9 protein-coding genes are annotated in these 13,103 nt (G+C 62.2%); 2 read left to right on the plus strand and 7 right to left on the minus strand.

The genetic code is table 11. The features are described 5' to 3' along the window. Positions 1–39 precede the first annotated feature (39 nt). The 7 genes from PG879_RS07040 to ydiJ form a co-directional block, all read right to left on the minus strand. The gene (locus PG879_RS07040; protein WP_210556052.1) at positions 40–945 is read right to left on the minus strand and encodes a LysR family transcriptional regulator; all 906 of its coding nucleotides are present in this window, start codon (positions 943–945) and stop codon (positions 40–42) included. A 208-nt stretch (positions 946–1,153) separates the two neighbouring features. After that, entirely contained in the window at positions 1,154–3,070 is a 1,917-nt protein-coding gene (locus tag PG879_RS07045; RefSeq protein WP_270829951.1) for a putative bifunctional diguanylate cyclase/phosphodiesterase, read from the minus strand. A 1-nt stretch (position 3,071) separates the two neighbouring features. Then, positions 3,072–3,554, minus strand: a complete 483-nt coding sequence (locus PG879_RS07050; protein ID WP_043154943.1) for a molybdopterin-binding oxidoreductase — start codon at positions 3,552–3,554, stop codon at positions 3,072–3,074. A gap of 329 nt (positions 3,555–3,883) precedes the next feature. Beyond that, positions 3,884–5,782, minus strand: a complete 1,899-nt coding sequence (locus PG879_RS07055) for a DEAD/DEAH box helicase (protein WP_164882899.1) — start codon at positions 5,780–5,782, stop codon at positions 3,884–3,886. 180 nt (positions 5,783–5,962) lie between these two features. Further along, positions 5,963–6,424, minus strand: coding sequence for a hotdog fold thioesterase (locus tag PG879_RS07060; RefSeq protein ID WP_103858442.1), 462 nt, complete (start codon positions 6,422–6,424; stop codon positions 5,963–5,965). Between the two features lie 126 nt (positions 6,425–6,550). Next, positions 6,551–7,039 carry a hypothetical protein gene (locus tag PG879_RS07065; protein ID WP_052816362.1) on the minus strand — a complete coding sequence of 163 codons (489 nt, stop codon included), beginning with the start codon at positions 7,037–7,039 and terminating at the stop codon, positions 6,551–6,553. Next, a complete protein-coding gene (ydiJ, locus tag PG879_RS07070; RefSeq protein ID WP_270829952.1) occupies positions 7,039–10,095 on the minus strand; it encodes a D-2-hydroxyglutarate dehydrogenase YdiJ in 3,057 nt (1,018 codons plus the stop codon). Before ydiJ ends, PG879_RS07065 begins: the two co-directional genes overlap by 1 nt. 169 nt (positions 10,096–10,264) lie before the next feature. Here ydiJ and PG879_RS07075 point away from each other — a divergent pair, with 169 nt between their 5' ends. Beyond that, positions 10,265–11,191 (plus strand): cation diffusion facilitator family transporter, encoded by a 927-nt coding sequence (locus PG879_RS07075; protein ID WP_041214996.1) that lies wholly within the window; start codon positions 10,265–10,267, stop codon positions 11,189–11,191. A gap of 299 nt (positions 11,192–11,490) precedes the next feature. Beyond that, positions 11,491–13,032 carry a TerC family protein gene (locus tag PG879_RS07080; RefSeq protein ID WP_039038766.1) on the plus strand — a complete coding sequence of 514 codons (1,542 nt, stop codon included), beginning with the start codon at positions 11,491–11,493 and terminating at the stop codon, positions 13,030–13,032. The last annotated feature ends 71 nt before the right edge of the window (positions 13,033–13,103 follow it).

Consider the following 13,103-nt stretch of genomic DNA (forward strand, 5'->3'; position numbering starts at 1 on the left):
GGAGCGTCGCCACCAGTAGAGCGGTGGGGACCATAACAGTTATTCCGCTGGCGTATGCCCCACGCCGGGCAGGCCGGTCACGAATGCCAGAAAGGCGCTCGCCTTGGCACCAGGCTGGCGACCTGCCGGGAGCAGGGTCCAGAGCTCCTGCATGGGCAGTTGCCACTCGGGCAGCACCGCCACCACCTCGCCGCGGGCAAGCTCGGGGGCAAACATCCACTCCGAGGCGATACCGAGCCCCAGTCCAGCCAGCACGGCGGCGCGCATGCCTTCGGCCGCCGAGACCATCAGCCTGCCTTCTCCGGAAACCACCCTCTCCTCGACGCCACGGCGAAATCGCCACTGCTGCCCCATTCCGGGCCGTGGACTGTAAAGCACCAGGTCATGCTGTTGCAGGGCCTGAGGGGTCTCAGGCTCTCCTTTGGCGGCCAGATAGGCCGGCGTCGCCAGCACCCGCATGTCGCTTCGAGCGAGACAGCGGGCGACCAGCGACGAGTCGGCCTGTTTGCCGATCCGCAGAGCCACCTCGATGCCCGCCGAAATGAGATCCACATTGCCGTCATCCAGCAGGATCTCCAGATCCAGTCCCGGGTGAGCCGCCAGAAAACCGGCAAGATGGGGAATGATATGCAGGCGGGCGAAGGTGACGGGAGCGCTCACCCGCAGACGCCCGCTCAGGCCCGCCCGGCATTGCTGCACCATGGCATCGGCCTCGTGGACCTGGGCCAGGATCTCTCTCGCCCGCAGATAGTAGGCCTCTCCGGCCTCGGTGGGCGCCAGCCCCCGGGTCGAACGCAGCAACAGGCGGCTGCCAAGGTGCGCCTCAAGCTGGGCAATCAATCTGGAAACCGTGGGTTGCCCCATCCCCAGTCGGCGGGCCACCGCCGAAAACGAGCCGGTCTCCACCGCCAGCACGAACACCTCCATCACCCCCAAGCGATCCATTTATGGCTCCTCTGCCCTGTGGCACTGTTCGTGGCACAAGGTAGCACCGGGCCTGCCCTCTCGCACCCTCGTTCTGGCTGGAGGCACAAGAAAACCGCGTCAAGGGCGGTCCTGCCATGGAAGAAAGGTGTCGGGATGAAATATCAACCAGGAACGATCGAACAGAGGGACTCGAAGACAAGGCTACAGGGGCTCGATTGCCCCAAGGCTACCCCAGTGCCACTTCCTGAATGGCGGCGCTGTGGGCGAAATAGCGGTGACAGAACTGCATGAACTCCGGCAGCGGCAAGGGACGCGAGTAGAAATAACCCTGGATCTCATCCACCCCTATGGTGAGCACCGCCTTGAGCTCATCGCTGTTTTCCACCCCTTCTGCCACGACACGCACCCCCAACTGATGAGAGAGGGTGGTGATGGTCTCGACGAACAGCGCCTGACGGGGATCCTTGTCGATGGCGGTGATGAAGGAGCGGTCGATCTTGAGCTTGTCGAAAGAGAGTTCACGCAGGTAAGAGAGCGAGGACCAGCCGGTCCCGAAGTCATCGAGGGCCACCCGCACCCCTATCTGGCGCAGGGAGTGAATGATCTGCTTGCTGAGGGCGATGTCATCGAGGGCGATGGTTTCGGTCAGCTCCACTATCAACTGGTGCAGCCCCAACGGCCCATCTTCCATCTTCTCTTCAATCTCCCTGGCCAACCCCATGTTGAACATGGAGTTGGAGAGGTTGATGGAGATCTCGAGCGGTGCTAGCACCTCCTCCGGGAAGCCGGACAGATCGAGCTGCATGCGCCGGATGATCCAGCCCCCGAGCGCCTCGCCCAACCCGTTCTCTTCTGCCAGCGAGATGATGTCGAGGGGGGCAATAAAGCCATATTCCGGATGATGCCAGCGGATCAGCGCCTCGGCCCCCAGCCTCACTACACTCTGGCCGCGCACGATGGGCTGATAGTAAAGGGCCAGTTGCGGGCATTGCGGGCAGTGGATAAGCTCCCGCAGCTCGGTCGACAGCCGGCGTTTGCGCTGATAGTGCTGATACATGCTGCTGGAGAAGAGCACATTGTCATTCAGCCGTTTGCGCTTGGCGCTGTCGAGGGCGATATCGGCAAACAACAGCATCTCTTCCGGTGAATGATCCGGTTTCACGTACTGGCTGGTGCCCATGAAGACCCGCACCCGGTGCGCCGGATCGGCGGCAAACACCAGATCCGCCAGCTCGCTGCGCAGTTGCTCCAGAAACGGGAAGCGCAGATAGGTGGGCATGGTGCCGGTGATGATGAGGGTGAACTCGTCACTGCCGGTTCGGGCAACGAAGATCCCCTGGCCAGAGGCGGCCTTGATCCGCGCCGCAAGCCGTTTGAGCAAGGCGTCCCCCACTTCGTAACCCAGACTGTTATTGACCTCCCTGAAATGCCCCAGATCCATGAGGCAGACGGTAATGCTGCTGCGCCGCCCGGGGTGGCTGGTCCACTGCTGGAGGTGCTTGATGAGCGCCGCCCGGTTAGGGAGACGGGTGAGAGGGTCGTTCCACGCCAGAAAATGCTGGCGACGCACTTCGCGAAACAGCACCATCAACATCACCATAGTCGCCAGCATCAGAAACCCCAGGATGGAGAAGTTCTGGGTTCTCGACTCGTTGAGCAGCTCACGCTGGGCGATGGCAGAAGGCCCGGTAAAGTTTTTCACCATCACGTCCCGCACCCCGCGCATCTCGTCATCGAGTGCGGCCGTGAACATCTTGAGTGCGGGGGAATCCGGCTCCCCTTGCACCACATCCTGCTCATAGCGTTCGAAGAGGGCGAGGATCTTGCCGACCGCCTTGTCCGCACCGAATCGGGCCCTGACCGACTTTGCCTCCTTCCCGTGCAGGAAGACATCGAGCCGGTTCCAGGCAATGTCAAAGCGTTTGTTCATCTCCTCCCGGCTGACGGCACCGGCACGATAGAGCTTCAAACCCTCTTCGAAGGCGTGGATCTCCAGCTCGAGCTGGGCCAGTGCCCAGGCGGAGAGCTGGGTGTAGCGCGTCACCTCATTGAACGCGCGGTCATAGTTCCAGACCGACCAGAGGGTCACCCCCAAAAAGGTGGTCACCATCAGGATCAGGCTCAAGAACTTGCTGCTCAGCATCTTATTTGCTCTCCAGCGCCGTCAGCTGCCACACCATCCGGCTGTGATAGATCTCCTTGTTGAGTTCGGGATGGTCGGTGAGGGGATAAATGACCCAGAGCGGCCCCTTGTTGCGCAGGGTCAGAGCCTTGCCATCCTGCTTCTCGGCCACCAGCACCGGGTACTTCTCCCCGTCTTCCAGCGGCAGTGCGGCCCAGTATTCATTGACCGCGAGGGCCTTGACCTCCTGGCTCTTGAGACCGTAGATCCTGACCAGGTCCCGCAGCAACACCCCGCGATAGAGGTGCTCCCCCTCGGTCCAGGGCGTCCCCGTCTTAACTTCCGTCTGCGGCAAGGCCTCAAACTCGGCACGGGTCAGCACCACCTCCCCCTTGCCATTGCAGCACCCCGCCCCCGCAATTCTGAAGAAGGGCTCCTCCGCCAACACCATACCCGACACGAGCCATCCAGATATCAGCAACACCTTGCCAAGCCACTTGCCCATCACGCACCTCCCTGTCATACGGTTTATTTATTCATCTCACTCTGCTGACTCATATGCAAACAACAGAATGCACCTTCAGACCAAAGTCGCAGTCGTTTGCAACCAGCAACGATTGTGCGCCTTCCAAAAGTATCCAATCGCTTCCCAAAGAATGACACCAGGCGCCACCCCCAGGCAAATGGATTGCACCATTTTTCTTTCACTGGCTCCTCATCAAACCGGATGCCCACCACGGCCGGAAAAAGGTGACAATCTTCGCTACGCATCTGAAAAACAGACACAAAAAGGGCCACTCCATGGAGCGGCCTTCTCATCAGTGCAGTCAGGGTTTAGCTGTCGCGGCGCTTGTTGCCACCGAATTTGCGACCCTTGTCGAAACCGCCTTCACGGCGATCCTTGTTGAAGGGACGGTCACCCTGGGGACGGCGATCCTTGTTGAAAGGACGGTCGCCACGGAACGGACGATCACCACGGGGCGGACGGGGAGCAGTGTTGCCACCGGCCGGCACTTCGGTGTAACGGGTGATCTGCAGCGGACGCTGGCAGACACGGGCCTTCTTGATCACTTCCAGCACCTCGGCGCTCATGCCCTTGGGCAGATCGACGGTGGAGAAGTCATCGGCGATGTCGATGTTGCCGATGAAGCGGCTCTCGATGTTCGCTTCGTTGGCGATGGCACCCACGATCTGGCCCGGCTTGACGCCGTGATGGGCGCCCACGTCGACGCGGTAGCGCTCCATCTCCACGTCCGGGTTGTCTTTCAGCGGACGCGGTTCGAGGGACGGCATGCGACGGGCCGGACGATCGCCACGGTCACCGAAGTCACGACCGCCACGGTCGCTGAACTCACGACGCTCGAAGCCACCGCGATCGTTGCCAGCGTTGAACACCGGATCCGGAATGGAGTCATCCAGCAGCAGTGGTTGGTCGCCCTGTACCAGCTTGGCCAGTGCAGCAGCCAGCTCCAGCGGATCGGCAGAATCTTCTTCGATCAGCTCGTTCACCAGGTTGTGGTAGATCTCGAGCTCTTCACCCATCATGGTTTCGCGGATGCGCTCCTTGAACTTGGCCAGACGGTGCTGGTTGATGTCCTCGGTGCTCGGCATCTTCATCGGTTCGATGGCCTGACGGGTAGCGTGCTCGATGGCACGCAGCATGCGACGCTCGCGCGGCGCCACGAACAGGATGGCTTCACCCTTGCGACCGGCACGGCCGGTACGGCCGATACGGTGAACATAGGATTCGGTGTCGTAGGGAATGTCGTAGTTCACTACGTGGGTGATGCGCTCAACGTCCAGACCGCGGGCGACCACGTCGGTGGCGATCAGAATGTCCAGCTGGCCTTGACGCAGCTTGTCAACGGTACGCTCACGCAGCTTCTGCGGGATGTCGCCGTGCAGCGCTTCACAGGCGTGACCACGGGCAGCCAGCTTGCCTGCCAGCTCTTCGGCGGCGTTCTTGGTACGCACGAACACCAGCAGGGCTTCGTAGGATTCCACTTCCAGCAGACGGGTCATGGCGTCCAGCTTGTGCAGACCGGTCACCTGCCAGTAACGCTGACGAATGGTGGTTGCGGTCGCGGTCTTGGAGGCGATCTTGATCTCTTTGGGCTGCTTCAGGTGCTTCTGGGCAACACGACGGATCTGCTCCGGCATGGTGGCAGAGAACAGGGCAACCTGACGACCGGCCGGGCACTGATCCATGATCCAGTCCACGTCGTCGATGAAGCCCATGCGCAGCATTTCGTCCGCTTCGTCCAGCACCAGGGCTTTCAGACCGGAGAGGTCCAGGTTCTTGCGACGGATCAGGTCCATCACGCGGCCCGGGGTACCCACGACAACCTGAGCACCGCGGCGCAGGGCGCGGGTCTGGGTTTCGTAGGAAGCGCCGCCGTAGATGGGCAGCACGTGGAAATCGGGCATGTGGTGGGCATAGCGTTGGCACGCCTCTGCCACCTGCAGGGCCAGCTCGCGGGTCGGGGCCAGCACCAGGATCTGGGTGTTGCGGTTACCAGCTTCCAGACGAGACAACAGAGGCAAGGCAAAAGCAGCGGTCTTCCCTGTACCGGTTTGTGCCTGCCCCAGCAGATCGTGTCCCGCCATCAGGTGGGGAATTGCTGCGGCCTGGATGGGAGACGGGCGCTCATAGCCCACGTCCTGCAGCGCTTTCAATACAGGCGCGGCCAGTCCAAGCTCACTAAAAAGGGGCAGTTGTTCGGTATCAGACATAGATTCTTCCAGATTAAGGCAGGCGGCTAACACCGCGGAATAGCAAAAAGGCGGCGATTATAGCGCCACTTTGTTCTGCTGTCTTGAAAAATGTGATAGGTGTCTCAAGACGTTGGCAATTATAGAGGGATCTCGCGACTATGGCTTGCTTATTTTTCACTCATGATGCGTTATTGCGGATCACGCTTCGCCAGAGTCCTTGTCCCGCTTGTGCTTGAGCACCGCCATGGTCAATCGGCTGGTGCACAATAAACGACCACGTTCATCCCGAATTTCGATCTGCCACACCTGAGTCGTGGTCCCCAGATGCAGCGGGCTGCAGCGCCCCGTCACCACCCCTTCCCGCTTGGCCCTCAGGTGGTTGGCATTGACCTCCAGCCCCACACAGTAACTCTCCTCCCCGACCGCCATGTTGGCCGCAAGCGATCCCAGCGTTTCCGCCAGCACCACGGAGGCGCCGCCGTGCAGCATGCCGAGTGGTTGATGGGTGCGGTGATCCACCGGCATGGTGGCCTCCAGCCAGTCGGGGCCAAAGGCGCTGTAGACGATGTCGAGGTGGGCCATCAGGGTGTTGCGGGAGCTGGCGTTGAGCCCCTCCAGGCTCATGGGTTTGCGCCAGATGGGGCTGCTTTCTTGACTCATGGTGAGCGGACTCCTTGCGTGATCAACGGGTTATCGCTGCGCTGTAGCGGCAAACCAGCAGTGTCGGCGAAAAAGGCGCAAAAAAAAAGATGCCCACGCCGGGGCATCTTGCATCGAGGTTTGCCCTCACCAGGGATAGGTCACCCCTGGCCACTCGGCCCAGGGACCGTCCCGCCCCGGCAGGCGCGGCTCGGACCAGCGCCATACCTTGCCGAGCCAGGTGCGCAGTTCGGCTTCGAGTTCGCTGTCAGTGAGCGGCGCCTCGGCCACCTTCCAGAAGAAGAGCTCCACCTGCACCTCCGGCAGCACCGACGGATAGAGGTAAACCCCGCCCCAGAAGCGGGGCTCCCTGTCCGGGCTCCAGAGGCCATAGGCAAAGGAGCGCTTGGCCAGAAACTCGGCGTGCTGCCACTCCAAGTCGGCCTCGTGCTGACTCAGGCTGAAATTGGCGGAGGGCCACACATCGTCCGGGCGAAACAGCTGATGGAGCTGATCCCGCTCGCGCAGGATGGCGACAAACTCCACCACGGCCTGGGACGGCGTGGTGGGGAGCAACAGAAAATGCGGGTGCCGATAGGCCTTTGGCACCCGGAATCCCTTGGGAAAGTGGAGCATCAGATCAGTTCCAGCAGGGCCTGCAGCGGGTGCTTGAGCTTCTCCCCCTCCATCCGCTTGACCTGGCTGCGGCACGAATAACCGGTGGCCAGACAACGGGCTTGCGGCAGGCGAGCCAGGGGCTCAGCCCAGCTCAGACCGTAGATCCCCTTGGAGTTCTCCACCTGTTTGGCGTCGTGACCATAGGTGCCCGCCATGCCGCAGCAACCCACCGACACCGGCTGCAAACGTGCACCGAAGCGGCCGAACAGGGTGCTCCAATCACCGTGGGTGGTGGGCTTGGCGGTCTTCTCGGTGCAGTGGGCAAACAGATACCAGGGGTCGGTGCCAACCTCTTCCCGCAGCGGCAGCGCCTCGGCAGGCAGGGAGAGCAGCCACTCCTGGGGCAGCAGCACCTGGAAATCGCCGCGGGCGGGGCCGAGCGCCTTCACGTACTCGTCCCGGTAGCAGAGCACCAGAGAGGGGTCGACCCCCACCATGGGGATGCCGAGGGCCGCCACCTTGTTGAGGAACTGGGCGCTGCTGGCAGCAGTGCGGGCGAAGGCGCGCAGGAATCCCTTCACGTGCTGAGGCTTGCCGTTGGGTTTGAACGGCAGCAGGTAGGGCTGATAACCCAGCTTGCTGGCCAGCTTCACTAGGTCACGCACCACGGGGGCGTCGTAGTAGCTGGTGAAGGGATCCTGCACGATGAGCACCACTTTTTGGCGCTGCTCGGGGCTCATGGCCTCGAGGCCCGGCAGATCGAAATAGCGGGCGCGGTGATCCCGCAGCTCCTCGGCCAGGGTCGGCACGGAGAGCAGCGGCACATCCACCATGCCGATGCTCTTCTCGGTCGCCTTCTGGGCCCACTCTTTTTCGAGGAAGAAGTTGACCAGCTTGGGGGCCTTGGCCAGCAGGGGCGCATAGCTTTCTACCGTGCCCACGAAGTAATCCTTGGGGCCGCGCAGATATCGGCTGTGATAGAGCTGCATGAAGCGGGCGCGGAAGGTGGGCACATCCACCTTGATGGGGCACTGGCTGGTGCATGCCTTGCACGCAAGGCACCCCTCCATCGCCTCCATCACCTCGTGGGAGAAGTCATACTCGCCCCGGGCGCGGGCCACCGTATTGCGGAACTTGTCGACGATCTGCTTGAAGCGCAGACCCCCGCTTTGCAGCGCCACCTCTTCGGCAAGGGGATCGAAGCCCTGCTCCGACAACTGGCGCAGCCATTCACGCATCAGGCCAGCCCGCCCCTTGGGGGAGTGACGGCGGTCGCGGCTGATCTTGACCGAGGGGCACATGGGGGAGTCGGTCTCGAAGGTGAAACACAGACCGTTGCCGTTGCAATCCAGCGCCCGTGTATAGCTCTCGCGCACGGCAATCGGGATCTGGCGGTCGAACTTGCCGCGCTTGGGCCCGTCCACCGAGACAAGCGAAGCGCCGCTGCCATAAGGCATGCAGATCTTGCCCGGGTTGATGCGGTTGGCCGGATCGAACACCCCCTTGACCCGTTGCAGCTCTTCCCACAGCTCGCCGAAGAAGGCGGGGCTGTATTCGGAGCGAAAGCCCTTGCCGTGCTCCCCCCACATCAGGCCGCCGTATTTGGCGGTGAGCGCCACCACCTGATCGGAGATGCGCCGCAGCAGCACCTCCTGCTCGGGATCGCACAAGTCCAGCGCCGGGCGCACGTGCAGCACCCCGGCATCGACATGGCCGAACATGCCGTAGTCAAGGCCGTGAGCGTCCAGCAGGGCGCGAAACTCCATGATGAAGTCCGCCAGGGATTCCGGCGGCACGGCGGTGTCTTCGGTGAAGGCCACCGGCTTCTTGCGCCCCTCGGCGTTGCCGAGTAGCCCCACCGACTTCTTGCGCATGCCATAGATGGTCTCGATGCTCGGCAGGTGGTCGCACACCTGATAGCCAATGACCCCCGCCTCCCCCCTGGCCAGCAGGGCGTCGATGCGCCGGCACAGCTCCGCCACCTTGGCCTTGTGCTCATTCTCGTCGGTGTCGGCAAACTCGACGATGTTGAGCCCCTGCAGATCCTTGCCGGGCACATCCTGGATGAGATCCTTCACCGAGTGCCAGATGATGTCGGCGCGAGCCAGTCCCAGCACCCGGGAGTCCACCGTCTCCACCGACAGGGCGTGGGCCTGTACCATAAAGGGGGCGTTTCTGAGCGCGGAGGGGAAGCTGTCGTACTTGACGTTGACCAAGGTGCGGTAGCGCGGGATGGGGGTGATGTTGAGCCGGGCTTCGGTGATGAAGCCCAAGGAGCCTTCCGAGCCGCACAGCACCCGGCTGACGTCCAGGGTGTCGCTCTCGGGTTGATAGAGGTGCTTGAGATCGTAACCGGTCAGAAAGCGGTTGAGCTTGGGGAAGGTGGCCTCAATGTCGGCGCGCCGCTCGCGGCCGATGCGATAGAGGGTGCGATAGATCTCCCCTTCACGGGTCTCGAGGGCCAGCTTGTCCGCCAGACGCTGACCGGTCACCGGCTCGGTCGCCATGAGATCGCCGTTTTCCAGCACGGCCTTGAGGCCGAGCACATGATCCGAGGTCTTGCCGTACACCAAGGAGCCCTGCCCCGAGGCATCGGTGTTGACCATGCCCCCTAAGGTGGCCCGGTTGGAAGTGGAGAGATCCGGCGAGAAGAAGTAGCCGTGGGGCTTCAAAAAGGCGTTGAGCTGGTCTTTGACCACTCCTGCCTGGGCCCGCACCCAGCCCTCTTCCAGATTAATTTCCATGATCTGGTTCATATGGCGCGAGAGATCGACGATAATGCCGCCGCCCAAGGATTGACCATTGGTGCCGGTACCGCCGCCGCGAGGGAAGAAACTCAAGGTTGCGTACTCGGGCCCCTGGGCCAGCTTGAGCATCACCGCTATGTCATCCGCGCTGCGCGGATAGAGAACCGCCTGAGGTACGACCTGATAGACGCTGTTATCCGTCGCCATCGCCAACCGGCTTGCATAAGACTTTTCGATATCACCACGAAATGCTGATCGCGCCAGCAACTCAAGAAACTGCAGGGTTGTAGGTGACAAACTGTCCTGGTAATCGAGTCTCGGGATCATGAATCCTTGTTCCCATCCTTTGCTTGATGCCGGCATTCCGGCGACAACGACCGTTCGGACCTGCCTCTTTGCGGGTGTCCGAACCAGTCCGCTCACATGTGAGCGGGCAGTATATCAGCTAGAAAACCGCTTGCGCGCGCAATCTTCACCATTTGAAAGGAGGACTTTTATGGCTCACTACAGCCATGTTATCAGTACGCTGATTCGCACCGAAAAACAGGCGCTGACTCTGTCGCTGTTTGGTTGCATCACCTTTGCCATTTTCGGGATCGGCTATGGTCTGTTCGTCGGTTCCAACGCCATCATGCTGGACGGCATCTTCACCCTGTTCAGCATGGGCATGACGGGCCTTGGGCTCATCACCGCCTACCTGGTCACCCGCCCCTCCGACGCCCGTTTCCAATACGGCTACGCCCACTTCGAACCCATCGCCAACGTCATCAACGGCGCCATCATTCTGCTGCTCTGCCTCGGCGCCCTCTATGGCGGCATCACCTCCCTGCTGGCAGGAGGACGGGAGATCGATCTCGGCCACGCCCTCATCTATGCCGTCGTCTCCACCTTCTTCTGCGGCATCCTCTATCTCATCGAGGCCGACGTGGCCGAGCGGGTCAACTCCGAGCTGGTGCGGGTGGACTCCAAGGAGTGGCTGGTGGATACCCTGCTCAGCGCCACCCTGCTCATCGGCTTTCTGGTCGCCATCGGGCTCGATACCCTGGGTTACGGCCACTACAACCGCTACATAGACCCGGTGCTGGTCTCGCTGCTGGCCCTGTGTGCCACCCTCATCCCCATCAAGGTGCTCGGTCGCAACCTGCGGGAAGTGCTGAAGATTGCCCCCAAGGGGGATGTCTCCCGGCTGGTGGCCAGCGAAGTCGAAGCCCTGCGCCTGCGCCATGGGGTCGAGTGCTACAGCCACCTGGCAAAAAGCGGCCGCCGCTTCGATCTCGAGCTCAACATCCTGGTGGCCCCCGGCCAGGAGTGGCCCGTCGAACGCCAGGATGCCCTGCGCCAGGAGCTCTGGTCCCGCCTCGGCGACACCCTGGGAGACGCTTGGCTCTCGGTCTGCTTCACCCGGGAAAAACGCTGGTTGTAAGCCTCAAGGCGGGGCTTGCCTGGCAAGCTCCGCCTGTCCCTGTTGCCCTGTTGGGCGAGCGCCTCTCCCTGCGCGTCCAGACCCCCTTGCCAAATGGCGGCGAGTCGTTATCATCAGGGCTCACTTTTGACCCGAGGTTTTATTGCCCATCATGGACAATCCCCGAAGTAGCCCTTCGTCTTTTCCCATCAAAGCCTATCTGTACCTGCTCAACCAACGCCTCTGAAGCGATCGTCTCCGTCACCACGGCCACGCCGTGACCACGATTCACTGCATCTGTCTTCATTGAGGTCAATCACATGGAATTCTTGCTGGACCCGTCAATCTGGGTCGGTCTGCTTACCCTGATCATCCTGGAAATCGTTCTCGGGATAGACAACCTGGTCTTCATCGCCATCCTGGTGAAAAAACTGCCCCCCGCCCAGCGGGACAAGGCGCGCATCATCGGTCTCTCCCTCGCCCTGCTGATGCGCCTGGGACTGCTCACCATCATGTCATGGCTGGTCACCCTCACGGCTCCTCTGCTGCACATCTGGGATCACCCCTTCTCCGGTCGGGATCTCATCCTGATGGGAGGCGGACTCTTCCTGCTGTTCAAGGCCACCTCCGAGCTGCATGAGCGACTCGAGGCCAAGCCCGAGGAGCAAGGCGGCACCGGCGTCTATGCCGGGTTCGGGGTGGTGATCGCTCAGATCCTGGTGCTGGATGCGGTCTTCTCCCTGGACTCCATCATCACCGCCGTCGGCATGGTGGATCACCTCGGCGTCATGATGGCGGCCGTGACCATCGCCATGGTAGTGATGGTGCTCGCCTCCAAGCCCCTGACCCGCTTCGTCAACGCCCACCCCACTGTGGTGGTGCTCTGCCTGAGCTTCCTCTTGATGATCGGCTTCAGCCTGGTGGCGGAGGGCTTCGGCTTCCACATACCGAAGGGCTACCTCTACGCGGCCATCGGCTTCTCGGTGCTCATCGAGTTCTTCAACCAGCTCGCCCAGCGCAGTGCCCTGCGCCATGAGGCGCGCCAGCCCCTGCGCGAGCGCACCACCGCCGCCATCTTCAAGCTGATGGGGGGGAACAAGCGCTCCGCCCACCCGCAGGAGGACGAAGAAGAGGTGCAGGCTCAGCCCCTGCCCCCTGGTTTCGGTGAAGAGGAGCGTTACATGGTGAGCGGCGTGCTGTCGCTGGCCGAGCGTTCCATTCGCACCATCATGACCCCGCGCTCCGAGATGGAGTGGATCGACGTGAGCGACAGCGAGGACGAGATCCGCGCCCTGCTGCAACGGGCCCCCCACAGCCTGTTCCCGGTCTGTGACGGGGAGCTGGACGAGATCATCGGGGTGGTCAAGGCTCGGGATCTGCTGTTTGCCCTCAACGAGGGGCAATCCCTGGCAGCACTAGCCAGACAGAACGAGCCCGTCATCGTGCCCCAGACCATCAACGTGATCCGGCTGCTGGCGGAGCTGCGCCAGGCCAGGGGCAGCCTCATTCTGGTGGCGGACGAGTTTGGCGTCATCCAGGGGCTGGTCACCAACCACGATCTGCTGGAGGCCATCGTCGGCGAGCTGCCGGACGAGGACGAGACCCCCGATGTGGTGCGCGAGGGCGAGCATTGGCTCATCCACGGCACCACCAACATCCATCAGGTGGAGCAGGCCCTGAACTGCGACGGGCTGGTGAGCGAGAGCGACGAGTACGTGACCCTGGCGGGCATGCTGCTCTCCCACTTCGGCAGTCTGCCCGACGTCGGTCAGCAGTTGCACCTCGGCCAGTTCTGCTTCGAGGTCATGGCCGTGAGCGAGCGGCGCATCGAGCGAGTACGGGTCACCCCACTCTCCCCCTGATCATCGGTGGCAATGCAGCAAAAGAGGGCCTTTGGCCCTCTTTTTTCTGGCCCGAGCCCGGCCCCTCCCGC

Source organism: Aeromonas sp. QDB63 (assembly GCF_027707425.1).
Classification (GTDB): Bacteria; Pseudomonadota; Gammaproteobacteria; order Enterobacterales; family Aeromonadaceae; genus Aeromonas; species Aeromonas caviae.